This window comes from Frankia sp. AiPa1 (assembly GCF_023243075.1).
In the GTDB taxonomy this organism is placed as follows: domain Bacteria; phylum Actinomycetota; class Actinomycetes; order Frankiales; family Frankiaceae; genus Frankia.
Window position 1 is genome coordinate 50,277 of record NZ_JALKFZ020000002.1, and the last position, 24,263, is coordinate 74,539.

The window sequence follows — 24,263 nt, forward strand, 5'->3', positions numbered from 1 at the left end:
CCGGCTCTCCCAGGGCGACCGAACCACCCGGTGCTGGCGGGCCATCCGTACCGTTCATCTGCTCCGCGCGAGCCAAGGGGGGATGCGGGTGTCACCGAGGGATCGACGGAACCGGCCGAGACCCGTCCGGATTCAGATGGTCTTTCCGTCACGTCGCCCCGCTCCGCCACCGCATGCCCGCCACCGCCTGCCCGCTGCACGACCACATCGCGGGCACCCCCGGATGGCCGCTCTCGACACCTGACCCTATCGTGCCAGCGACGTTACCCTCCCGTGCCGACCAGGAGCCCCAGCCCAGGAGCCCCAGCCAGCACCCGCCCAACCCGGCCGGGGCGGAATCAGGAAGTGCCGACGCGGCGCAGGGCCAGGACGGCCGCGGCCAGAGCGCCGGCGCCCACCGCGGCACAGACGGCGAGATCGGCGAGCACCGTCGCCCAGTCGACGTTGCGTTGGAAGGCCGCGGCCAGCGCGTCGACGGCGTAGGTGCTCGGCAGGACATCGCGGGCGAGGCGGCCGACCTCGGGTAGCCGGTCGGCCGGGATGACCCCGAGGAACAGCACGATGCTCATCCCGAGCTGGCCCGCGATCGTCGCGAGCTCGGGACGCGGCGCCAGCAGGCCGACCGCCGCCCCGATTCCCGACAGGCACACCCCGGCGAGCAGCACGACCGGTGCCAGCAGCCAGAGTCCCGACAGCGACAGCCCGTACAGCAGGCTGCCGAACACGGCGGTGACCAGGGTGCCGGGAGCCGCGAAGGTCGCATACGAGGCGGCGGTGCCGAGCACCACCGCCGCCGGCGGGACGGGCAGCGTCAGGTAGTAGTCCAGGGCACCGGCGGCCCGAAGCGCGCCGAACCGCTGGGCCAGCAGGTTCAGCGCGACGAACGCGACGACGAGCACCGTGGAGCCAGCGACGACCTGCCCGGCCGCCGTGGTGTTCCCGACGTCGAGGATGCCGCGCAGCAGGACCAGGATCCCGATCGACTGGAACGAGGCGACGAACAGCAGCGGGATCCGTCCCACCTTCGAACGGGCGAGCTGACCGCGGTACACCGCGCCGAAAGCCGCCCCGAACCCGGCGGCCGCCGGGATCCGCGGCGGCACCGGCGCCAGCAGCCCCTGGGATGCTGACCGCTCCTGCGCCGCGGCCAGCTCCTCGGCGGCGGCCGGTTCGTCAGCTGGGGCCAGTTCCTCGGAGGCGGGCAGGGGTCGGTCCGCGAGGCCCAGCCCAGGCAGGTTCGCCGCGGGGTGCGGCTCCGACCGGACGCGGGCGGCGCCCACCGTGGCATCGCGCGCGGGCGCGCTCACCACGACCTCGCGGGAGGCGCGGCTGACCGCGGTGCCACGGGCCTCGGGAACGATGCTCATCGGGACCACACCTGCTGGCCCGGACGACAGAGACGTTCGGTCACGTCCGCTCCAGGTCTCGGGAGGCCCCGCCAAGGGTGAGATACACGTCCTCCAAGGACGGCGTGGCGAGGCTGAAGTCGTCCAATGCGGCGAGGGCCGCTCCGGTGGTGAGCCGGCCGAGCGCGTCGCGGGCGGCGGCCGGCGCCAGCCGCACCGTCCAGCGCCGCCCGCTGACCGTCGCGAGCCCGGCGAGCATGGCGACGGTGGGGTCGGCGGCGGGTGGGTCGTGCCGCCAGGCGAGATCGAGCCGGACGTCGCCGGAGACGGACGCCTTGAGCTGGCCTGGCGTGTCGCAGGCGATGACCCGCCCGGCCTCGAGCACCGCGACCCGGTCGAGCACCGATTCGGCCTCCAGAACGTTGTGGGTGATGAGCACGACGGTGGTGCCGGCGGTGTCGCGGCGGCGTTCCAGCGCCCCCCATACCGCCCGGCGCGCCACCGGGTCGAGGCCGGTGGTCGGCTCGTCGAGAATGAGCACCGGACGGTCGCCGACCAGCGCGGTCGCCACGCAGGCCAGCCGCCGTTGCCCGCCGGACAGCCGCGCCAGCGGCCGGTGCGCGACGCCGGTGAGGCCGAGCTCGTCCAGAACGGCGTCGCGAGCTGCCCTGGCCTCGCCCCGGGACAGGCCCCGCATCCGGGCGGTGGTGCCGACCGCCGTGGCCACCGGCAGTTCGGCGAGGGCCAGATCGGCCTGGCCGAGATAGCCGGTGAGGCGGGCGGGCAGGTCGGGGGCGGCGCGCACGTCCCGGCCGAACATCATGATGGTGCCGGCGTCCGGCCGCAGCAGGCCCATCAGCAGGCGCACCAGGGTCGTCTTGCCCGCGCCGTTGGGCCCGAGGACCCCGAACACCTCGCCCTGGCGCACGTCCAGGTCGATGCGATCGTTCGCGAGGACGGAGTGCTCGCCCACCCCGTGTCGCCGGGTGAGCCCGCGGATGGCGTAGCTCAACACGCCGCCCATTCTCGCAGCCGCTCCGCCGTGGTGACCCGTCCGGGCGCCGGGGAAGCCTCACACCCTCCGGAACGGGCCGCCCAACTGGGCCTTCAGTTCACCACAGACGTCCGGCGACGTCCCGACAGCCGCGGCACCAGCGTTCGCCCGGCGCCCTGGGACGGCCCCGGCCTCGCGGCCCGGCACCGCTGTTCAGACGGCGCTGCTGATCCAGACGACGATGTCGAGCATGCGCAGCGGGGTGACGGGCGGGCCGCCGGTGGGCACCAGGGCGGAGAGACGGCGGAACTCCTCGGCGTTCTCCCGAAGGTCGTCCTGCATGGCCCGCACCAGCAGCCCCATGTACTGCCGCCAGCTGCGCCCGTCGCGCGGCGACGGCGGGACACAGTCCTCATGCTGGTAGAAGATCCGCACCTTGGAGTCGAACAGCGGGACGAGTGCCGGCCGCTTGCGGTGCAGCACCTTGGCGATCAGGGAGCCCTTGACGTCCCGGTCGGAGACGTCCGGGTCATCGAGCGGGTCGTAGAGGGCGGCGACGAGATCCAGGGTGACCTCGTCGGCCTCGATGAGGTCGATGCCGGGTGGCAGTTTGTCCAGCGCACGCTGCAGCAGGGGGATGAGCGCGGTCAGGGTGTGCATCCGGTCGACGTCCACGTGCACGCCGAGCAGGGTCGGTGCGAGCAGGTCACCGGTGCACAGCAGGTCCGGGTCGTTGTTGGTGACCAGGCCGTCGTAGTAGGGGTAGGCGTAGCGAAGCCCGCGCCGACGGGGGCCCAGGTACTCCTGCAGCAGGCTCTCCGCGTCGAAGACCTCCCGGGTCCCTCTCGCCAGCTTCACCCCTGGGCTCCTTGTCCTCGTCCGATTGCGGCCGTCCGTTGCGGCCGTCCGATTGTCGCCGTCCGACACTCGCCGTCGGAACCGCTTCCCGAAACCCCGTCATGGTCCGGAACCGAAGCCGTCCCTGCCCATATCCTGCCCTGCCAGTACCAGCCAGACGGCGCCGGGTCTGCCCGCGGTCCGCGCCGATGATGCGGGACGACCCGGCCGAGGTCAGCGCCGATCGGGCGACAGTGGGATGAAGGTCACAGCCGGTGGAGCCGTGCCGGGCGGTGCGGGGTCGACCACCCGGATCCGCGGGTCGGCGGCAAGCTCCGAGAGCCGTCCCGCCGGGGCGCGGACCACGACGGAGAACAGGCAGGCACAGCCGCCGCGCAACTCGGCCGCGGTGTGGTCGTCACGCTCCTGGGCATGCGCGTCGCCCGCCCGGCCGTCGGTGACGGCCCGGGCCGCGGCCTGGCTCGCCGCGGAGGCGAAGGCGGCCCGCACGTCGCCCACCGGATCACGCACGGTGGCCTGCTCGACCTCCCCACCGACGCCGGCGGTGAAGAACACCTGAACCACCCGATAGCCGCCCACGACGTCAAGCAGCCGGTCGGGGACGATCGGGGCGTACAGGCTGGCCACGGCGTACAGGTCCGCGGCGGGCGCGGCCGCGGTCAGCGCGGCGAGGTTCTCCCGGCTGGCAGCGAGATAGTCCGCGACCCCGTCATGCACGCCAGGTCCGATCCGGACCGTCGGCGTCACCGCGCCCGCCGCGGACGACGAGCCCGAAGAGGACGCCGAGCCAGCCGCCGATCCGCCCCCCACGGCAGTCCCACCGGCGGAGGCGCCGCTGGTGGGAGCTCGACCGGTGAAGACCAGGTGCGGGGCGTGATCCCGGGCGCCCCGCACGATCGCCGCGACCGCGCTCACCACGATCAGCGCGACCAGGCCGAGCACCGCGATCCGCCCGCCCCGCCCGGCCGGCAGCGCGAAACCAGGCTCGCGACCGTCGCCGTCCTCGTCGATCCGCAGCCGCCGCGTGATCTTCTGGGCCCGGCCCACCGCCGGCTCGGCGGTGGTGAGCACCCTGCGCCGGCCGGCCTCGAGAACACGGTGGGTTCCCGCCAGCATCGCGGCGTCAAGCCGGTCCAGCGCCTCCAACAGCCCGCGCCCGGCCGAGATCGCGGCGACCGGGACGCCCACGGCGGCCGGCCTGTCCACGGCAGCCGGATGGTCGGTGGCAGCCGGATGGCCGGTGGCAGCGGGGTGGCCGGTGGCAGGCAGGCGAGCGGGCCCCGCGCCGGGGCGGTGCTCCGCCGCCGTCTCCGTCACGCCTGGTCCCGCAGCCTTTGCAGCGCTTCGGCGAGGTCGTCCGGATCGGGGCTGGTGAAGGTGACCTGACCGCCGTGACCCGGATGCTCGAACGACAGTGACGCCGCGTGCAGCCACTGGCGGGCAAGACCCAGCCGCTCGGCAAGGGTCGGATCCGCGCCGTAGGCCAGATCGCCGACGCATGGATGGCGCAGTGCGGACATGTGTACCCGGATCTGATGAGTACGGCCCGTCTCCAGCCGGATCGACAGGAGCGATGCCGCCCGGAAGGCCTCGATCAGGTCGTAGTGAGTGACGCTGGGCCGACCGTCCGCGACCACGGCGAACAGGCCCGGCCGGCGGGGATGGCGATCGATGGGTGCGTCGACCGTGCCGTTCGAGGGGTCGGGATGCCCCTGCACCACCGCGCGGTAGCGCTTGTCGACCTCACGTTCCCGGAACGCGCGCTTGAGCAGCGTGTAGGCCCGCTCGCTCTTCGCGACGACCATCACGCCGGTGGTGCCGACATCGAGGCGGTGCACCACGCCCTGACGCTCGGCTGCCCCCGACGTCGACACGCGATATCCCATCGCGGCCAGCGCACCGATCACGGTCGGCCCGGTGAACCCGGGTGCCGGATGGGCTGCCACGCCGACCGGCTTGTTGACGACGACGATGTCCTCGTCGTCGTGCAGGATGCCGAGCCCCGCGACCGGCGTCGGCTCGACGGTGACCCGCCGGGGCGGCCCCGGCAGGCACACCTCCAGCCAGGACCCGCCGCGGACCCGGTCCGAACGGCCGCGGACCCGGCCGTCCAGGCTTGCCTGCCCGTCATCGACGAGGGTGGCGGCCGCCGTGCGGGACAGCCCGAACATCCGCGCGATCGCCGCGTCGAGGCGGACGCCGTCCAGACCGTCCGGCACCGGCACGCTGCGCAGATCACCTTCAGTGCCGCTCACCGCCCGCGAACCTTCCCCTCGGGCGGCTGTCCCCCGGCCGACCGGGCCTGGGACTCGGGGAGGTCGGACCCGGGGACATCGCCGGAGGACGCTTCGCCCGACCGGGCCTCGGACGCCTGGCCCCCGGATGACCGGCCGGTGGGTGGCCCTTCCTCGGGGGGGCGGCCAGCAGGTGATCGGCCCTCACCGCCCACACCGGCCGGCGCCGCGGCAGCGGTGGCCTGGCCATAGCGGGTGCCGTCCAGGCCGACGCCGCGCAGCGACAGCACCACCGCGAGGATCCCGCCGCAGACGATCGACGAGTCGGCGACGTTGAAGATCGGCCAGTGGTGCAGGTGGACAAAGTCGACGACGTGCCCGCGCAGCGGCCCGGGATCCCGGAAGATCCGGTCGGCGAGGTTGCCGACGGCCCCGCCAAGCAGGGCGCCGAGCACGACGGCCCAGCCCGCCGAGCGCAGTCGGCGGGCCGAGAAGACCACCACCGCGATCACCACGAGGGCGACCAGGCTCAGTACCACGGTGGCCCCTCCGGCCAGGCTGAACGCGGCGCCGGAGTTGCGGGTGAGCTCAAGATCGAGCACACCGGGAATCAGCGTGAACGGGCCGCGACCCGAAAGCCTCGCCACCGCCAGATGCTTGGTGACCACGTCGAGCCCGAGCAGCACGGCGGCGGTGGCCGCCAGGATGGCGACCGGACGCGGGGACGCACCAGCCGTCGCCGCGTGGCTCGGGTCGGCCGCCCCGCGGCCGGCGGGATCTTCGGACACGCTGCTCCCGATGGCTGTCGACTGCCCCATCGGGTTCACTCTACGGCCCGCCCGATGACGTGCGTCCGCCCCACGCCCCACGGATCCGTCGGCCGGGTCGACTAGACTCGGCAGCGCGCGACACGGCGTCGACGGGGACGAGTAGCGGCGGGTGCAGCCCGAGCGAGCCGGGGTTGGTGGAAGCCCGGCGGCCAGCACGCCTGCGAAGATCACCCCCGAGCTGCCGGCAGAACGGGGCCCGCCCGGCGCGGCGCGTGGCAGCACGCCCGCGGCCCGCCGCAGGCCCCTAGTAGACCCGGTCGTCGCGCGCGTGAAACCAGAGAGGCCGTCCCAGGCCTCGCGGAACCCGCTGTGTGTGGGAACCCGGCGCTGGGGCGCGCAAGGAGGGTGGTACCGCGGTACCGCCGGTCTCCCACGTGGAGATCCGGCGGCGTCGTCCCTCCGTTGGCCACCGACGGAGCGACCACGACCGAGGAAGACCAGGTCCGCCACGATGAACGACGCCCCACGCCGCCCGACCTACGCGCCGTTGCCCGCGCAGGTGGACCTGCCCGCCTTCGAACGCGAGACGCTGGCCCGCTGGCGGGACGCGAAGGTCTTCGACCGTTCGCTTTCCGCCAGCACCGACCGGCCGCTGTGGATGTTCTACGAGGGCCCGCCGACCGCCAATGGCAAGCCCGGCGCCCACCACGTCGAGGCACGGGTCTTCAAGGACATCTTCCCCCGGTACCGGACCATGAAGGGCTACCACGTCCCCCGCCGTGCCGGCTGGGACTGCCACGGGCTGCCCGTCGAGCTCGCGGTCGAGAAGGAGCTCGGTTTCACCAGCAAGAACGACATCGAGGCGTACGGGATCGCCGAGTTCAACGCCCGCTGCCGCGAGTCGGTGCAGCGCCACGTCGAAGAGTTCGCCGCGATGACCGAGCGGATGGGCTACTGGGTCGACCTCGACACCGCCTACCGCACCATGGACACCAGCTACATCGAGAGCGTCTGGTGGTCTCTGCGGCAGATCTTCGACAAGGGCCTGCTGGTCGAGGACTTCCGCGTCACCCCCTACTGCCCACGGGACGAGACGCCGCTGTCCGACCACGAGGTCTCCCAGGGCTACGCCGACGTCGACGACCCCTCGGTCCACGTCCGATTCCCCCTGGTCGCAGACCCGCCCGGCGGCCCGCGGCTGGCCGAACGGGGCGCGGAGCTGCTGGTCTGGACGACCACGCCCTGGACACTCGTGTCGAACACAGCCGTCGCGGTGCATCCGGACGTCGAGTACGTACTCGTCCGCGCCGCCGGCGGCGAGCTGTTCGTCGTCGCCGAGCCGCTGGTCGCCGCCGCGGTCGGTGAGGACGCCCAGATCCTCGAACGGTTCCGCGGGTCCGCGCTCGCCGGTGCCCGCTACTCCCGGCCGTTCGACCTGCTTGACGCGGCGCTGTTCGCCACGGGAACAGGCGTGCCGCACAGTGTGGTCACCGCCGAGTACGTCACGACCACCGACGGCACCGGGCTCGTCCACCAGTCCCCGGCGTTCGGCGCCGAGGACCTCGCGGTCTGCCGCGCCGCCGGCCTGCCGGTGGTCAACCCCATCGGCACCGACGGGCGCTTCGTCACCGAGACACCGCTGGTCGGCGGCCTGTTCTTCAAGGCGGCCGACGCGCCGCTGACGGCGGACCTGCAGTCCCGCGGCCGGCTGTGGCGAGCACAGACGTACACGCACAGCTACCCGCACTGCTGGCGCTGCCACACCCCGCTGATCTACTACCCGCTGCCGTCCTGGTACATCCGCACGACCGCGATCCACGAGCGCCTGCTCGAGGAGAACGCGCGCACCGACTGGCACCCGGCACGCATCCGGGACGGCCGTTACGGGGAGTGGCTGCGCGGGAACGTCGACTGGGCGCTGTCCCGCAACCGCTACTGGGGCACGCCGCTGCCGATCTGGCGCTGTGAGAACGACCCGAGCCATCTGACCTGCGTCGGCTCGCTCGCCGAGCTCTCCGAGCTCGCCGGACGGGACCTGGCCGCGCTCGACCCGCACCGCCCGTTCGTGGACGAGATCACCGTGGCCTGCCGGTCCTGCGGGGCGACCGCCCGCCGGGTGCCCGAGGTGATCGACGTCTGGTACGACAGCGGCGCGATGCCGTTCGCCCAGTGGGGCGCGCCGCACCGAAACGCCGAGGAGTTCGCCCGGCACTACCCGGCGCAGTACATCTGCGAGGCGATCGACCAGACCCGCGGCTGGTTCTACACCATGATGGCCGTCGGCACGCTGGTGTTCGACCGCTCGTCCTACGAGACGGTGCTCTGCCTCGGCCTGCTGCTCGACGGCGAGGGCCGCAAGATGAGCAAGCACATCGGCAACGTCCTCAACCCGTTCGACCTGTTCGAGCAGCACGGCGCGGACGCGGTGCGCTGGCTGATGCTCGCCGGCGGCTCCCCCTGGTCCGACCGTCGGGTGGGCCACGAGGCGATCGAGGACGTCGTGCGCCGGGTCCTGCTCACCTACTGGAACACCGCCTCGTTCTTCGCGCTCTACGCGGGCGCCGCCGGCTGGCGCCCCGCCACGGCCGACGGCGATCCCACGCCCACGCCGGCGGCGCGGCGGCACGTGCTGGACCGGTGGGCGCTGTCCGAGCTCGCCGACACCGTCACCGAGGTGGACGAGGCGCTGGCCGCCTTCGACTCGCTGCGTGCCGGCCGCCGCATCGCCCGGTTCGTCGACGACCTGTCCAACTGGTATGTCCGCCGTTCTCGTCGGCGGTTCTGGGCCGGCGACCCGGACGCCCTGGACACCCTGCACACCTGCCTGGACGCCCTCACCCGGGTGATGGCGCCGTTCACCCCGTTCCTCACCGACTGGCTGTGGGCGAGGCTGTTCGCGGACGTCACCCCAGCCGCTCCCGACTCGGTGCACCTGGCCGCCTGGCCGGAGCTGCCCGCCGGGTTGCGCTCGCCGCGGCTGTCAGCGCAGATGGATCTGGTCCGCCGGATCGTCGAACTTGGCCGGGCGGCCCGGGCCTCCAGTGGGGTCCGCACCCGCCAGCCGCTGCCCCGCGCGGTCGTCGGCGCCGCGGCGTTCGACACCCTGACGCCCGAGCTGCGCGCCCAGATCGCCGAGGAACTCAACGTCACCACGGTGGAGGCGGCGACGTCCGACCTCGTCGACATCAGCGTGAAGCCCAACTTCCGCGCGCTCGGTCGCCGGTTCGGCAACCGGACCAAGGCCGTCGCCGCCGCCATCGCCGCCGCCGGGCCGGCGGTGGACGGCCGCCTGTCCGTCCTCGTGGACGGCGAGACCGTCGAGCTCTCCGGCGACGACCTGATCATCACCGAGACGCCGCGCCAGGGCTGGGCGGTCACCGCCGAGTCCGGCCTGTCCGTAGCTCTCGACCTGGAGATCACTCCCGAGCTGGCCCGCGCCGGGCTCGCCCGGGACGTCGTCCGTATCCTGCAGGATGCCCGCAAGGCCGCCGGCCTCGCGATCACCGACCGCGTGGTCGTCCACTGGGCGGCGACCAGGGCCTCCACCGCGCTCGCCCTGCGCCACCACGCTCAGAGCGTCGCGGAGGAGGTTCTCGCCGTCACCTTCACCGAGGTCGACCCCGCCGACGTCGCCCCGGCACCGTCCCTCCAGCCGGCCCAGACGACGGAACCCACCGAGGGGGGCGAGCCGACCCGGCGGGCCGATCCGGCTCCCGGCACCATCGGCGAGCTCGGCCTGACCTTCAGCCTGACCCGCGCCGACGCCGCGGCAGTCGGCTGACACCCACCCCTGGGGGGGGGGGGGGGCGCCCCCCCCCCCCCCCCGGGGCCCCCCCCCCCCCCCCCCCCCCCGCCCCCCCCCCCCCCCCCCCCCCCCCCCCCCCCCCCCCGCGGCGCCGGCCCCCCCCCCCCCCCCCCCCCCCCCCCCCCCCCCCCGCCCCCCCCCCCCCCCCCCCCGGGGGGGGCCGCCCCCCCCCCCCCCCCCCCCAGGGCGGGACCGCGAGCCGGAAGTCCGCCGCGGCTCCGGATCCACCGCCCGCGTCACGCGGCATGCACCCCGACCGCTGGCGCGTAGAGCCGCTTTGTCGAATTCCGCCTGGATGGCGTCACTAGGAGGCTCACGGGTGCGAGGCTGGCGGACTGCGCGGAAGCAGGCTCGAGGCCGACGTCTCGGGCATACGCCGGCCAGGTAGACCCCGAGCAGGCTTGGACGGTCAGGAGGTTCGGACGGTCAGGAGGTGGGGAGGCGACGCAGGACGCCGACGGGCAGGAGGGCCGCGGCGACCAGCACGACGATCAGGGAGGCGTAGACGAAGCCGCTACCGGCGACGATACCGAGCACGGCGAGGATCACGCCCACCGCGAGCAACGCGCCACAGAGCGTCAACACGCGGTGTTCTCCCTCGCTCAGAACGGTCGGTCGGTCAGTACTCCTGCATGCCGGGGGCGTCGCGGCGGGCAGGGTCGACGTCAGGGCGGCCATGGCCGTTGTCCCGGGCCATCGCGCCGGCGGGCAGTGGCGGGCCGGGGGGGAAGGTCGGCTGGTGGGCCGGGCCGCCCTGCGGCATGCCACCGGGGCCGGGGCCCATGCCGACAGCGGTGGACTGCGGGGCGGGAGCGCCAGGGTTCAGACCGGGTCGGGGCGGGCCGCCGGCACCGACGGCCGGCTGGGTCGGCATGCCGTCGAGGTCACGCAGCTGCATCTCCAGGTAGGCCCGCAGGCGGGTGCGGTACTCGCGTTCGAAGGCGCGCAGCTGCTCGACCTGACCCTCTAGGCGGCGCTTGTCCTCCTCCAGGCCGCCGAGCTGCTCGGCGACGTGGGCGCGGGCCTCACCGATGATGCGGTCCGCGTCGGCGCGGGCCTCGCGGCGGGCACGCTCGGACTCGGCGCGGGCCTCCCGCAGCGCCTCGTCGGCGGTGCGCTGGGCGAGGACGAGCGTGCGGGCGACGCGCTGCTCGATCTCCGCCTCGCCGGCCTGACCGGGGCCGGTGCGGGCAACGGCGGCACCTTGGCCGACCGAGGGGATGACCGTGGTCGGGGCACCACCCTGCTGCTGGGGCTGGGGCTGCTGGGGACCACCGGGCGGGGGGGCCGCGGCGCGCTCGCGGGCGGCCTGCGCGGCCTGTGCCTGCAGCTGGGCGATCTGGCGGCGGGCCTCGTCGACCTGGCGACGCAGGCCCTGGTTCTCCTCCAGGATCTGGGCGGGCACGCCAGGACCGCCGCCGCCGCCGGAACGGCGGGCCTCGTCGAGCTGGCGACGCAGGTCGCTGTTCTCGTCGAGCAGCCGGGTCAGCTCCGCTTCGACCTCGTCGAGGAAGGTATCGACCTCATCCTCGTTGTAGCCGGTGCGGAACCGCGTCGGACTGAAGACCTTGTTCTGTACGTCCTGCGGTGTCAGAGCCACGTCGCCTCCTCGTGCGGCATCGCCGCTCCCCGAAGAGAGGGCGGTCTGCGGGCAGTCTGCCGCGCCCGCGTTCGCGGTGTGCACACAACCCCGTCACAGCCTCTGGGCGTAGCTTCGCAGAACGAAGATCACCAGGAAGAGCACCAGATATCCGAGGTCAAGCTGGACACTACCCACCCTCAACGGGGGCAGGATACGCCGGATGAACCGTAACGGGGGGTCAGTCACCGTGTACACGGACTCGAAGATCAACAACAGTGGCCCGGTCGGACGGAACGAGCGGTTGAGTACCACTACCAGGTCCGTGATCCATCTGGCGATCAGAAACAGAAGGTAGACCAGCAGCAGCCACGAGAGCAGCTGTCCTAGCGTGCTGATGGTGCCCTCTCCTGAAGACCGAGGGGACGCGACCGGCTCGCGAACCCCGTCATGACTGGTTGTAGAACCCACCCTCGCGGATGCGTCGCTTGTCCGTCTCGGTGACCTCGACGTTGTACGGCGAGAGAAGGAAGACCTTGTTGGTCACCTTCTCGAGGTCACCACGCAACCCGAAGATCAACCCTGCGGCGAAGTCGACCAGCCGTTTGGCATCGACATCGTCCATGTCGGTGAGGTTCATGATGACGGGGGTGCCGTCTCTGAACTCCTCACCGATCTGGCGAGCCTCATTGTAGCTACGTGGCTGGAGCGTCGTGATCCGGTAGGGGTGGGGCTCCTCAACGGGGGCCACCCGGCGCACCGGCACCGGGCCGGCCGGGCGCAGCGGCTCGACCGGTGGACGTCGCGGCATGGCGACTGGCTCCTCCCGTGCGTCGATCCGACGGACCGAACGATCCATCGGAACCGGATCATGCACCATGCGCCGGTCGTCGTGACGGCGATCATCATGATCGACCGCACGACCGTCGTCGTCATAGTCGTCATCGAGATAGTCGTCGTCCTCCTCGGCCAGACCGAGGTAGACCATCGCCCTGCGCCCGAGCCCCATGGGCGCGACTCTAAGGGACACCAGGCCGTTCACCGAACAAAGCGGTCCCGATCCGTAGGTGTGTCGCGCCCTCGGCAATCGCCGATTCAAGATCGGCTGACATGCCGGCGCTGACGACTGTGGCTCCAGGGTGGTCTGCGACCAGGCGTTCCGCGACCGTCCGCAGACGGGCGAACGCGCCACGTGGCGGCTCGCCACGTGGCGCAACCGCCATCACGCCCCGCAGTATCAGTCCGGGAGCCTTCGCGACGAGATCGGCAAGCTCGCCCAGACCGCCTGGATCGATGCCGCCCCGGCCCGAAGCGGCAACCCCACCCGGATCCGCCCCACCGGACGCCCTCGAACGATCCAACGAGACCTGGAGGCAGACCGACAGCGGCCTGCCTCGTTCGACCGCGAGCCGGGACAGCACACCGACGAGGCCCGGCCGGTCCACCGACTGCACCCAGTCCGCCCAACGCAGAACGGAACGCGCCTTGTTGCGCTGAAGTTGACCGACGAAGTGCCACACCGGTCCGCCGTCGGCCCCGGCAACCTCCGCGAGCCCGGCCACGGCCGGGCCGGCGCCGTCGACCGCCTCGAACCCGCCTCTCGACCCCACGACGGGCTCCCCATCGGGCGAACACAGGGCACCCAGGAGCCGGTCCGTGACGAGACTCACCTTCGGTCCGGCCTCCTGCTCCCGGTTCTCGGCGAAATGCCGGAGTCCGAGGGTGTGCAGGATCACGGCGTCCTCCGCCGGATAGGTCTTGCTCACCGCGATGAGGGTCAGCTCCGACGGGCCACGCCCGGCAGCCCGGGCGGCGGCGGCGATGCGCTCACGTACGTCCGCGAGATGGCTGGCGAGATCCGCTCGGCGCCGCTCGTCAGCCACGCCCCTCACGGTAGCCCATCCGTGACGGATTGTCCCATATCGTGATCCAAGCGGCCAGCATGCTCGGGCTGGTCGCCGCGATCATGATGATCACCGCGGTTGCCGGGGTCGGACGCGGCGGCGACCGGGGCAAGCCAGGCGAGCCCGGCGAAGCGGCCGGTCCGCCCGTCGCGACGGTACGAGTACAGGTCCGGGTCCTCGGCCGGACAGCGACCGGACACGGCGATGTTTGTCACACCCATCGTCGTGAGCTGGCCGACAATGCCGGCCCGCAGGTCGATCGCGGCGCTGCCGCGCCGGGTACGGCCGGCGCTGCCGGGCACCTGCCGCCCGACCTCGGTGCGCAGCTCGGCGGGCACCTCATAACAGCCCGCGCATACGCATGGGCCGATGGTGACGGCGAGCTGGGCGGGCCGGGTACCGAGATCGGCGAGAGCCTCGACGGTCGCGGCGATGACCCCCTGCGCCATGCCCACCCGGCCGGCATGGGCGACCCCCACCGCACCCACAGCCTCGAACAACACCGGCGCGCAGTCGGCCACCATCACCGCCAGTGCCAGGCCCGGCGTGTCGGTGACCAGCGCGTCTGCCTCCGGCGGCGGCCCGGGCTCGCGGGCCAGCGCGACGTGACGTCCGTGCACCTGACGCATGTACCGCACCGGCAGCCCCACCCGCGCGGCCAGCCGGGCCCGGTTCGCGGCCACCGCGCCGTCGTCGTCCCCCACATGATCACCGAGGTTGAGCCCGCCGAAGGGCGGCTCACTGACCCCGCCCGCCCGGGAGGTGACGAGAACCGGCATCCTCGGATTCTCCCCTGGCCCGGCTATTTGAGGAAGTCCGGCACGTCCAGCTCGTCGTCGTCGGCGGCCTGGCGCACGGGCCGGCGCGGCGGGTAGGTCGGCCGAGGGCCGCTCGCGCGCGGCGGCTCGGCCCGGTGCTGGACCGCGCCGTAGCCATGGTCCGCGTTCGACGGTTCCGGAGCCAGCTCGCGGGCCGGCGGAGCGATCCGGGACTCAACCGTGGGGATCACCGTCGAGTCACCCTGGCTCACGCCCGCCCGCGGCGCCGGCGGATCCGGCAGGGATTCGGGGTGGTAGTGGCCGACGTTCGACGGGCTGATCGGCGCTGGCGGCGTCTGCAGGTAACTCGGGGTGACCGGGGCGGCCTGCGCCTGGACCGGAGCCGGCGCCACCGGAGCCGGCTGCGCGGGCGGCGCCTGCGTGGGGGCCGCGGTGACGGTTCGCGCAGGTGTGCTGGCGATCGTCGGGAGCGGCGGAAGGATCGTCGTCGACGGACCACCCGCACCCACGGCGCCGGTGACCGGTCCCGCCGCCCCGCCAGCGCCCGCGCTGCCGGCCGGGGTGGGCGGCGCGGGCGGGCGACGTGGCGTGGCGTTCAGCGTGCGCGTGCGGCGGTCCTGCACGGTGTCGAAGCCGGCGGCGATGACCGTCACCCGCACCTCGTCACCGAGCGCGTCGTCGATCACCGCGCCGAAGATGATGTTCGCCTCCGGATGCGCCGCGTCAGCGACCAGCTCAGCGGCGGCGTTGATCTCGAACAGACCGAGATCCGAACCACCGGAGATATTCAACAGGACGCCCTGAGCGCCGTCCATGCTCGCCTCGAGCAGCGGCGAGGCGATGGCCTGCTCGGCGGCCACCGTGGCCCGGTCGTCGCCACGGGCCCGGCCGATACCCATCAGGGCACTGCCGGCGTGCGACATGACCGTCTTGACGTCGGCGAAGTCGAGGTTGATCAGACCGGGGGTGGTGATCAGGTCGGTGATGCCCTGGACACCGGACAGCAGCACCTGGTCCGCGCTACGGAACGCGTCCAGCACGCTGATGTCCCGGTCGGTCATCGCCAGCAGGCGATCGTTCGGGATGACGATGAGGGTGTCGACTTCGTTGCGCAACGTGTCGATGCCCGTGTCGGCCTGGGTCGCCCGGCGCCGGCCCTCGAAGGTGAACGGCCGGGTGACGACACCGATGGTGAGCGCGCCCAGGGAGCGCGCCACGTTCGCCACCACGGGCGCGCCGCCGGTACCGGTACCGCCGCCCTCCCCCGCGGTCACGAAGACCATGTCGGCCCCCTTGAGGACCTCCTCGATCTCCTCGCGGTGGTCCTCGGCGGCCTGGCGGCCCACCTCCGGGTCGGCCCCGGCCCCAAGGCCACGGGTCAGCTCACGGCCGACGTCCAGCTTGACGTCGGCATCGCTCATCAGCAGGGCCTGGGCGTCGGTGTTGATGGCGATGAACTCGACGCCCTTGAGACCGACTTCGATCATCCGGTTGACGGCGTTGACACCACCACCACCGATCCCGACGACCTTGATGACCGCGAGATAGTTCTGGGGGGCAGCCATGCGGTGTCGGTCCTCCAGCGGCGTCGGTGGTCGGACGGGGGGTTGCCCCGCCCCTGCAGCACCGCGGGACGACACTGCCGCGCGGCGAGCGGGGGAAACAGCCAGAGTCTCAACCTTCACCGTCAGCTAGACGGTTACAGTTATGTCAACTTCCGACTGTGAATCGGACAGTAGGCACGGCTTCGGCGGGGGTCAAGGACGCTGTCGGCGCGTCACCCCGCTTCGTGTCCCAGCTCTCCCCCACAATCCCGACTCGCCCCCGCCCCCGCGCCGCCCCCGCATCGCCGAATACTGGCATCCGGACGCCCTGGACCGCTGGCACCACCGTGCTCACCCAGGTCGCCCAGCCGGGCTCACCCACGCCGTCCGACGGGGCACCCGACGAGATCCGGGAGCCGCCGCGGGCACCGCGGGACGCGGTCACGGGGCGACAGCGGGTCGCGAGCCGAGGATGATGTACTGCCCCTGTGACCCGTGAGCGCACCCAGCACGTCCACTTTCTCGGGATCGGCGGCGCCGGGCTGTCGCCGTTGGCCCAGATCCATCTCGCCGGCGGCGGCGTCGTCAGTGGCAGCGACGCGCAGGACTCCCCCCGCGTCGCGAGCTTGCGCGCCCGGGGGGTTCCGGTCCGGGTGGGGCCATCGGCCGGCCCGGCCGAGCTCGCCGCCGAGCTCGCCGGAGTGGACGTCGTCGTGGCCTCCAGCGCGCTCCCCGAGGACCATCCCGAGATCGTGGCCGCCCGGGCCCTCGGCCTGCCCGTGCGCCGCCGCGCCGAGTGGCTGCCCGAGCTCACCGACGGATACCGGCTGGTGGCGGTGGCCGGCTCGCACGGGAAGTCGACCACGTCCGCGATGCTCGCCCTGGTGCTGCGGGCCGCCGGACTGGACCCGACCGCGGTCATCGGCGCGGAGGTCTCCCAGCTCGGCGGCAACGCGCTCGCCGGCACGGGAGACGTCTTCGTCCTGGAGTCGGACGAGTACGGCGGGGCCTTCGCCGGCCTCGCGCCCGCCCTCGCCGTCATCACCAACGTCGAGTGGGAGCATCCCGACATCTTCCGGGACGAGGCGGCCGTGCGCGCCGCCTTCACCGCCTTCGCCCGACGGATCCGCCCCGGCGGTCGACTCGTCGTGTGCGGGGACGATCCCGGCGTGGCCGCCGTCCTCGCTGCCCTGCGCTCCTCGGGCGACCTCGAGGCGTCGCGCCCGGCCGGGGTGACGGTGGCCGGATCGGCCGGGCCGGACGGCGTCACCGTGGTGGACTACGGCTTCGGCACCGAGCGGCTGTGGCGAGCCGTGGACGTCGTCCCCGCCGCCGGGGACGACACCGCGCGGGCGGTCGTACTGCGGGCCGGTGCGGAGGTCGGACGCCTCGCCCTGGCCGTCCCGGGGCGACACTCGATGCTCAACGCGCTCGCCGCGCTCGCGACCGCCACCGAGCTGGGCGTCCCGCCCGCGCAATCCCTGGCGACCCTCGCGACCTATACCGGAGCCGCCCGCCGCTTCGAGTTCGTCGGCTTCTGGCAGTCCACCGCTGGGATCGACCGCCCTCTGAGCGGCCACACGCCGATGGACCAAGCCCTCGCGGACGGTGCTCTCGCGGACGGTGCTCTCGCGGACGCGGTGGCGGTCCCGCCGACCGCGGCCGACCCGGACGGCACGCACAGCCTTGAGATCATCGACGACTACGCGCACCATCCGACCGAGATTCGGCTGACCCTCGCGGCGGCCCGCACGCGGGCCCGGGGCCGCCAGGTGTGGGCTGTCCTGCAGCCACACACCTACAGCCGTTTCGCGGCGATGCTCGACGGTTTCGCCGCCGCGTTCCCGGACGCCGACCGCGTCTACGTGACCGACATCTACGCCGCCCGCGAGACCGACGATCTCGGCCGCCATCCCGCTGACCTGGTGGAACGCATCGCCGCCGCCCAGGCGTACTACGTGCCCTGGCCAGCGCTGATCGACCGGCTCAGCGCGGACGTACGCGCCTGGCTCGACGATTTCGGCGAGGATGCCGCCGAGTCCCACGGCGTTCTGCTGCTGACCCTGGGCGCCGGGACGATCACGACTGTCGGCCCCCAGCTACTGGCCTCGCTGCGCGCGCCACTGCCCGCCTGATTGCACTCGACGCGTCAGCCGGCTGACGTGATCCTGCTCGCCGTCACGCGGAGTGAATGGTTGACTGCCGCAACACGCCCACCGTCGGCTCCGGCCGGCGGCGACCGGTGAGGATGGATCGAGACGATGCCCGACGCGCAGCCCGCCACGCAGGATCCCCGCAGTCCCGGCTTCGACCTCCGGGCCGTCAACCAGACCGTGATCACCGAATATCGGGCGACCGGCGGTGTCCTCGAGAAGACGCTGCCTGGTTCCCGCCTCGTGCTCCTGACGACGACCGGACGACGAACCGGCCGGGAGCACACCACCCCGCTGGGCTACGTCACCGACCCGCTGGGCGCCCCCACCGACCCACTGGGCCAGGCCGCTGACCCGCTGGGCCAGGCCGCCGAGTCGTGGGACGCCGGCCGACCCGCGGGGGCGGGCTCGCCGGGTGGGCGCCCCGACCGCCTGGTCGTGTTCGCCTCGAACATGGCCGCACCGCGGCATCCGGACTGGTATCTCAACCTGACGGCGAACCCGAAGGTCGTCGTCGAGCTCGGCCGGGAGCGGGTCGAGGCGGAGGCCGTCACCGCCGTCGGAGCCGAACGCGACCGGCTGCACGCGGCGCTGGCCGAGACCATGCCCGGCATCCGTGGACACCAGGAACAGGTCGAACGAGAGATCCCGGTGGTCGTCCTCGCGCTGCTCGGATGATGGGTGGCCGGGCTCGGCGGAGGAATCAGGATGCGGCGTGTCGGGGACGGGAATGGCGCCGGCTCGCGGCAGCGGCGCGGATCAGCTCGACGATGGCCGCCGCGGCCCGCGGGTGGCCGGTGCCGGCGCAGGCCGCCGACATCTTGGCCAGGCTCTCCGCCGAGGTCAGCACCGGCAGCGCGTGGGTGAGCAGCCAGTCGGCGGACAGATCGGCGTCCTCGACCAGCAGGCCGCCCCCGGCCTCCACGGTGGGCAGGGCGTTGCGGCGCTGCTCACCGTTGCCGATCGGAAGCGGCACGTAGGCCGCGGGCAGGCCCACCGCGGCAAGCTCCGCGCAGGTCATCGCGCCCGCGCGGCAAAGCGTGAGATCGGCGGCGACGTAGGCCGACGGGATGTGGTCGAGATACCGGCGCAGCTCATAGGGAGCTGGCAGGCCACGGGGCAGCGCCGCGGCGACCTCGTCGTAGTTCTTGGGGCCGGTGGCGTGCAGCACCTGGACGCCGGCGGTGGCCAGCGGGCGCGCAGCCGCGATCATCACCTGGTTGAGGCTGCGCGCCCCCTGCGAGCCGCCGAACACGAGCAGGGTCGGGCGGTGCGGGTCGAGGTGGTAGCCGGCCCGGGCGGCACGCGCCGCGGCTGGGGAGCGGTCCAGGGTGAGGATCTCCGCGCGCAGCGGGATACCGGTGAGGGTCCCCCCGCGCAGCGCGGTACCCGGATAGGAGGTGGCGACGAACGGGGTGAACCGGGCGCCGAGCCGGTTCGCCAGACCTGGCAGCGGGTTCGCCTCATGCACGACGATCGGGATGCCACGGCGACGGGCCGCCAGGTACGCCGGCACCGAGACGTAGCCGCCAAAGCCGACCACGACGTCGGCCCGCACCTCGTCCAGGGTCGCGCCGGCCTGGCGGATCGCGTCCCGCAGCCGGCCGGGCAGCCGCAGCAGATCGGGCCCGGGGCGCCGGGGCATCGGTACCTTCGGCACGGTTGCCAGCTCGTACCCGCGCGCGGGTACGAGGCGCGCCTCAACTCCGGCGGTCGTGCCCAACAAGGTCAGCCGAAGCCGCGGATCGGTGGCCCGCAGGGCATCCGCCACGGCAAGGGCGGGTTCGACATGGCCGGCTGTCCCGCCGCCGGCGAGCACCACGCTTCGCAACATCGGTCAAGACGATGACACATCGCGGCGGGGCCGCACGATGCCGGTCCCGCCGGCCCGTCCGCCAGCGCCGGATGATATGTCGCCGGCACGGCCCGACCGACCCGAACCGGTCGAAGCTCGTCCGCCTCGCTCCCGGCCGCCTGTCTCCCGGCGGCTTGCCTTCTGGTTGCCGGCCTTCCGGCTGCCGGCCTTCCGGCTGCCTCCCGCCTGGCCGTTTCCCGCTCGGCCGCCACGTTCCCGGTCGCCGCTTCCACGGCCCGCGTGGCCGGCGCCGCCGCGCTCGCCCGAGCGCCCGGCTGTGCGCCCGGCCGATCCGGACCGCTTTGCCGGCCCGTCGACGGGTGTGCGGGCCAACGTGTCTCCGCCGCGCGGGTCGCCGCCGCGCCGCCCAGCCGCGCGGGGCGTCCTGCTGGCGGTCCCGCGCGGCTCGCCGGCCCGTTCCCGGCCTCGCCCACGGGTGGAGGAACCCGCGGCGGGGACGTCGATCCGGGCGCCCTCGACGCTCACCAGGCCGAGCACGGGCCGGCGCGAACGTCCGCGAAGCAGCCACCGTCGTGTCCGCAGCCGGATCGGCACCGCCCGCGCCGCCCGGCGCTCCTCGGCTCGGCGTCGCAGGTACTCGGCGGCGGCCGGTTCGGAGCGGGCGAAGGCGAGCAGCATGCCGAGGGCGACCAGGGTGGGCAGCAGCGACGACCCGCCGAAGGACACCAGCGGCAGCGTCACCCCGGTGATCGGCAGCAGGCCGGCGACCGCGCCCATGTTCACGACCGCCTGAATGATGATCCAGGCGGTGACCCCGGCGGCGGCGAGCCGGACGAACAGATCGTCGGCGCGGTGGGCGATGCGCAGCCCGGCGTAGCCGAGCACGCCGAACAACACGACCACGACCAGGCTGCCGACCAGGCCCAGCTCCTCACCGATGATCGCCAGGATGAAGTCGGTGTGCACCGCGGGCAGCAGGCTGGGCCACTTCTCCCGGGATGCGCCCAGCCCCTCCCCCCACCAGCCACCGGTCGCCAGCGCGTAGATGCCCTGGACGGACTGGTAGCCGTCGCCGCTCGCGTCGGCGAACGGGTCGGTGAACGACAGCAGCCGGCGCATCCGGTAGGGCTCGAGTACCGCGAGCATCGTCGCGCCGAAGATGATGGCCAGGAGCATGGCGCCGTAGAATCGTTTCGGGGTGCCGATCACCCACAGGATGGTCAGCGGGACCACCGTCACGCAGATCGCCCCGCCGAGGTCCGGCTCGAGCAGGATCAACAGGTCGATGAACAGGAACATCGGGACCAGCGGGACGAGCAGGTGCTTGGCCTCCGAGAGCCGGCGGCGCTTGCGCACCAGCAGATCCGCGCACCACAGCACCAGAGCGATCTTCACCAGTTCGCTGGGCTGGACGGTGATCGGCCCGACCACGATCCACTGCCGGGCCCCGCCGCGCACGCTGCCGATGCCCGGGACCAGCACCACCAGCAGCAGGAAGATCGTTGTTCCGAGCAGCGGGTAGGCCACCCTCCGGAACACCCGCACCGGCATCCGGCTCGCCACCACGGCGATCGGTACGCCGATACCCACCCAGATCGCCTGCCGGATGAACAACGTGTACGACGAGCCGGAGTCGGCGTAGGAACGCACGCTGGACGCCGAGAGCACCATCACCAGGCCGAGCAGCAGCAGCAGGCCGACCGAGGACAGCAACAGGTAGTAGGACGCCAACGGCCGGTCCAGCAACGCGACCCGGGTCGTCGCCCCCGGGGCCGGCTCCGCCTCGTCCCACCCGTCCACGCCCACGGCGGCGGCCCGTGCCCCCGAGCGACCCCGCGCCCCAGACCGGTCGTTCGGCCCCGACCCCGCCACGCCTCACCCCTCTCGCGCGCGCACCGCCTGCGCGAACTGGTCACCGCGGGCCGCGTAGTCCCGGAACATGTCCATCGACGCCGCGGCCGGTGCGAGGAGCACCGTGTCGCCCTCCCGCGCGAGCGCTGCCGCAGCCTTCACCGCATCGTCCATGCCGGCGGCCCGTTCGAGCGGGACATCGGGGGCGTGTCGGGCCAGAGCGGTGGCGATCTCGTCGGCGCAGGTACCGATCAGGACAACGCCACGCAGCACGCCACGGGCCTCGCGGACCAGCTCATCGAAGCGTAGGCCCTTGTTCAGGCCGCCGGCGATCCACACCACGGAGGGGTAGCCCGCCAGCGACGCGGCGGCCGCGTGCGGATTCGTCGCCTTGCTGTCGTCCACCCACCGGACACCCTCGATGCAGGCCACCTCGGCGTTGCGGTGCGCGCCGGCTCGGAACCCGGCGAGCGCCGCGCCGATCGCGTCGGGCGCGACGCCCCGCGCCCGGGCGAGCGCGGCCGCGGCCAACGCGTTGGAGATCATGTGCGGCCCGGAGACCCGCAGGTCCCGCACGGCGACGATCCGTCCACCGCCGAAGGCGTGATCCACCAGATAGCCGCCCGCCACGGTCACCCCCACCGCGGGCAGGTCCCGGCCATCCCGCCGACCGGGACCGGAGCCCAGGTCAGTGCCCGAATCCGGACAGGCGGCTGGGTCGCGGCCGAACAGGACGCGGCGGCCGGGTGCCGCGGCGAGCAGGCGCAGACTCGCCGGATCGTCGGCGTTACCGACGGCGATCGTCGCCGCGTCCGGCCAGATCCGCGCCTTCGCCGCGGCGTAGGCGTCGGCGCCGCCATGCCAGTCGAGATGGTCCGGGGCCACGTTGAGCACCGCCGCGGCCAGCGGAACGAGTCGCTCGGTGTAGTGCAGCTGGAAGCTGGACAACTCGACGGCGAGCGCCTCATAGGGCGGTTCGGCCCCGACGGCCTCGACGATCGGCGTGCCGATGTTGCCGGCCGTGGTGGCGCGCAGCCCACCGGCGGTGAGGATGGCACCGAGCATCTCGGTGGTGGTGGTCTTGCCGTTCGTGCCGGTGATCGCCAGCCAGTCGACCGTGCCCCGCCAGCGCCAGGCGAGCTCCACCTCACCCCAGACGGGTGTCCCCGCGGCGGCCGAGGCGATGATCAGCGGCGCGGTCGGGGGCACACCCGGCGAGGTGACGACGAGCGACGCGCCATCCGGGCCCGCGGGCAGTCCCCCGAGGTCCACCGTGGCGCCGAGCTTTCGCAGCTGGACGGCGGCCGTGCGCTGTCGTTCCCCGTCCCCCGCGTCAACGACACGGACCCGCGCTCCGCGGGCCAGCAGTGCGCGTGCGGCCGCCGCGCCGGACACTGCGACCCCCACGACCAGCACCGGCCGGCCGTCCCAGCCCCCCCGGCCGTCCGCCGGGCTGCGTTCTCCCACGCCGTTCACCTCCAGACCTGACCTGGCGTCCACCATGCCGGCGTCCACCATGCCGGCGATCGCCATGCCAGCGGCGGCAGTGCGGCGGGCACTAGTTTCCGCCGTGGCTCAGGAACTCGGCGTAGAACAGGCCGAGTCCGAACGCCACCGCGAGGCCGGAGACGATCCAGAATCGGATGATCACTGTCGTCTCGGGCCATTCGGCGAGTTCGAAGTGGTGGTGGATCGGCGCCATGTTGAACACGCGCCGCTTCGTCGCTTTGAAGAACGCCACCTGGATCAGGACCGACAGGGTCTCGATGACAAACAGGCCACCGAGGACGACCAGCAGCAGCTCGGTGCGGCTGACGATGGCGATGCTGGCGAACGCGCCGCCGAGAGCGAGCGAACCGGTGTCCCCCATGAAGATCTTCGCGGGACTCGCGTTCCACCACAGGAAGCCAAAACATGCCCCCATCGCCGCCGCCGCCACCAGCGCCACGTCGAGCGGGTCACGCACCAGGTAGCAGCCCGACTGGTCGCCCGACAGGCCGCACTGGTTGCCGAACTGCCAGAACGAGATGACGACGTACGCGCCGAACACCATCGCCGAGGTGCCGGCGGCCAGGCCGTCCAGGCCGTCGGTGAGGTTCACCGCGTTGGAGGTGGCCGCGATGATGATCCACGCCAGCAGCGGGAACCCGAAGATCCCGACGGTGAACGTCGTGTCCCGCACGATCGAGATGTAGGTGGAACCGGGCAGCAGGCCGTGGTTGTTCTTGAACCGCACTGCCAGCAGGCCGAACGCGAGCGCGACCGCGGCCTGGCCGGTGAACTTCATCCGGGCGGTCAGACCCAGGCTGCGCTGCTTACGGATCTTGATGTAGTCGTCCAGGAAGCCCACCAGGCCGAGCCCCGCCATCACCAACAGCACGAGCAGACCGGACGCCGTGAAGCCGATTCCGGTCACCAGGTGCGCGAAGAAGTAACCCACCAGCGTCGCGACGATGATCACGGTCCCGCCCATGGTGGGCGTACCGCGCTTGGTCAGGTGACTGGACGGTCCGTCCTCGCGGATCTCCTGCCCGTAGCCCTGCCGCCGGAACAACCGGATCACCCAGGGTGTACCCAGCAACGACACGATCAGCGCGACCAGTGCCGCGATCAGGACGCCCCTCACCCGG

General features: G+C 73.1%; 21 protein-coding genes. 3 read left to right on the forward strand and 18 right to left on the reverse strand.

Translation table 11 applies throughout. The features are described from left to right. Positions 1-338 precede the first annotated feature (338 nt). The 6 genes from MXD95_RS01495 to lspA form a co-directional block, all read right to left on the reverse strand. Positions 339-1,367, reverse strand: coding sequence for an ABC transporter permease (locus MXD95_RS01495; protein ID WP_250638669.1), 1,029 nt, complete (start codon positions 1,365-1,367; stop codon positions 339-341). A gap of 40 nt (positions 1,368-1,407) precedes the next feature. Continuing rightward, positions 1,408-2,370: an ABC transporter ATP-binding protein gene (locus MXD95_RS01500; protein WP_250638670.1), complete on the reverse strand. Its 963-nt coding sequence runs from the start codon at positions 2,368-2,370 to the stop codon at positions 1,408-1,410. A 183-nt stretch (positions 2,371-2,553) separates the two neighbouring features. Beyond that, positions 2,554-3,198, reverse strand: coding sequence for a DUF6308 family protein (locus MXD95_RS01505; protein WP_250638671.1), 645 nt, complete (start codon positions 3,196-3,198; stop codon positions 2,554-2,556). A 213-nt stretch (positions 3,199-3,411) separates the two neighbouring features. After that, on the reverse strand, positions 3,412-4,515 hold the full coding sequence (locus MXD95_RS01510; RefSeq protein WP_250638672.1) for a hypothetical protein: 1,104 nt from the start codon (positions 4,513-4,515) through the stop codon (positions 3,412-3,414). Continuing rightward, entirely contained in the window at positions 4,512-5,453 is a 942-nt protein-coding gene (locus MXD95_RS01515; RefSeq protein WP_250638673.1) for an RluA family pseudouridine synthase, read from the reverse strand. Before MXD95_RS01515 ends, MXD95_RS01510 begins: the two co-directional genes overlap by 4 nt. After that, a complete protein-coding gene (lspA, locus tag MXD95_RS01520) occupies positions 5,450-6,250 on the reverse strand; it encodes a signal peptidase II (protein WP_250638674.1) in 801 nt (266 codons plus the stop codon). The genes MXD95_RS01515 and lspA overlap by 4 nt, the downstream gene beginning before the upstream one ends. A gap of 463 nt (positions 6,251-6,713) precedes the next feature. Here lspA and ileS point away from each other — a divergent pair, with 463 nt between their 5' ends. Next, the gene (ileS, locus tag MXD95_RS01525; protein ID WP_250638675.1) at positions 6,714-9,983 is read left to right on the forward strand and encodes an isoleucine--tRNA ligase; all 3,270 of its coding nucleotides are present in this window, start codon (positions 6,714-6,716) and stop codon (positions 9,981-9,983) included. Here the strand turns inward: ileS and MXD95_RS01530 are convergent. The 8 genes from MXD95_RS01530 to ftsZ all read right to left on the reverse strand — a co-directional run bounded on the left by MXD95_RS01530 (position 9,946) and on the right by ftsZ (position 15,834). Then, complete coding sequence (locus MXD95_RS01530; protein ID WP_250638676.1) at positions 9,946-10,254, reverse strand: hypothetical protein; 309 nt, start codon at positions 10,252-10,254, stop codon at positions 9,946-9,948. The genes ileS and MXD95_RS01530 overlap by 38 nt on opposite strands. Before the next feature lie 179 nt (positions 10,255-10,433). Beyond that, complete coding sequence (locus MXD95_RS01535; RefSeq protein WP_250638677.1) at positions 10,434-10,592, reverse strand: hypothetical protein; 159 nt, start codon at positions 10,590-10,592, stop codon at positions 10,434-10,436. Between the two features lie 34 nt (positions 10,593-10,626). Next, entirely contained in the window at positions 10,627-11,607 is a 981-nt protein-coding gene (locus tag MXD95_RS01540; protein ID WP_250638678.1) for a DivIVA domain-containing protein, read from the reverse strand. A gap of 93 nt (positions 11,608-11,700) precedes the next feature. Next, complete coding sequence (locus MXD95_RS01545) at positions 11,701-11,985, reverse strand: YggT family protein (protein ID WP_518455092.1); 285 nt, start codon at positions 11,983-11,985, stop codon at positions 11,701-11,703. 49 nt (positions 11,986-12,034) lie between these two features. Then, entirely contained in the window at positions 12,035-12,595 is a 561-nt protein-coding gene (locus MXD95_RS01550; RefSeq protein WP_250638679.1) for a cell division protein SepF, read from the reverse strand. 10 nt (positions 12,596-12,605) lie between these two features. After that, complete coding sequence (locus MXD95_RS01555; protein ID WP_308301424.1) at positions 12,606-13,478, reverse strand: YggS family pyridoxal phosphate enzyme; 873 nt, start codon at positions 13,476-13,478, stop codon at positions 12,606-12,608. Next, positions 13,475-14,269 carry a peptidoglycan editing factor PgeF gene (gene pgeF, locus MXD95_RS01560; protein ID WP_480024024.1) on the reverse strand — a complete coding sequence of 265 codons (795 nt, stop codon included), beginning with the start codon at positions 14,267-14,269 and terminating at the stop codon, positions 13,475-13,477. Before pgeF ends, MXD95_RS01555 begins: the two co-directional genes overlap by 4 nt. 23 nt (positions 14,270-14,292) lie before the next feature. Then, the gene (gene ftsZ / locus MXD95_RS01565) at positions 14,293-15,834 is read right to left on the reverse strand and encodes a cell division protein FtsZ (protein ID WP_250638680.1); all 1,542 of its coding nucleotides are present in this window, start codon (positions 15,832-15,834) and stop codon (positions 14,293-14,295) included. Positions 15,835-16,301: 467 nt separating this feature from the next. Between ftsZ and MXD95_RS01570 the strand changes: the two genes are divergently transcribed. Together MXD95_RS01570 and MXD95_RS01575 are read left to right on the forward strand one after the other, a co-directional pair. After that, a complete protein-coding gene (locus tag MXD95_RS01570; RefSeq protein ID WP_250638681.1) occupies positions 16,302-17,948 on the forward strand; it encodes a UDP-N-acetylmuramate--L-alanine ligase in 1,647 nt (548 codons plus the stop codon). A gap of 126 nt (positions 17,949-18,074) precedes the next feature. Continuing rightward, entirely contained in the window at positions 18,075-18,644 is a 570-nt protein-coding gene (locus MXD95_RS01575) for a nitroreductase/quinone reductase family protein (RefSeq protein WP_250638682.1), read from the forward strand. Between the two features lie 25 nt (positions 18,645-18,669). On the opposite strand, the gene murG is transcribed toward MXD95_RS01575, so the two are convergent. The 4 genes from murG to mraY form a co-directional block, all read right to left on the reverse strand. Then, complete coding sequence (murG, locus tag MXD95_RS01580) at positions 18,670-19,800, reverse strand: undecaprenyldiphospho-muramoylpentapeptide beta-N-acetylglucosaminyltransferase (protein WP_250638683.1); 1,131 nt, start codon at positions 19,798-19,800, stop codon at positions 18,670-18,672. A 3-nt stretch (positions 19,801-19,803) separates the two neighbouring features. Continuing rightward, the gene (gene ftsW / locus MXD95_RS28790; protein ID WP_250638684.1) at positions 19,804-21,654 is read right to left on the reverse strand and encodes a putative lipid II flippase FtsW; all 1,851 of its coding nucleotides are present in this window, start codon (positions 21,652-21,654) and stop codon (positions 19,804-19,806) included. A gap of 3 nt (positions 21,655-21,657) precedes the next feature. Beyond that, the gene (gene murD / locus MXD95_RS01590; protein ID WP_250638808.1) at positions 21,658-23,109 is read right to left on the reverse strand and encodes a UDP-N-acetylmuramoyl-L-alanine--D-glutamate ligase; all 1,452 of its coding nucleotides are present in this window, start codon (positions 23,107-23,109) and stop codon (positions 21,658-21,660) included. Positions 23,110-23,191: 82 nt separating this feature from the next. Continuing rightward, on the reverse strand, positions 23,192-24,259 hold the full coding sequence (gene mraY, locus MXD95_RS01595) for a phospho-N-acetylmuramoyl-pentapeptide-transferase (RefSeq protein WP_250638685.1): 1,068 nt from the start codon (positions 24,257-24,259) through the stop codon (positions 23,192-23,194). Positions 24,260-24,263: the final 4 nt, after the last annotated feature.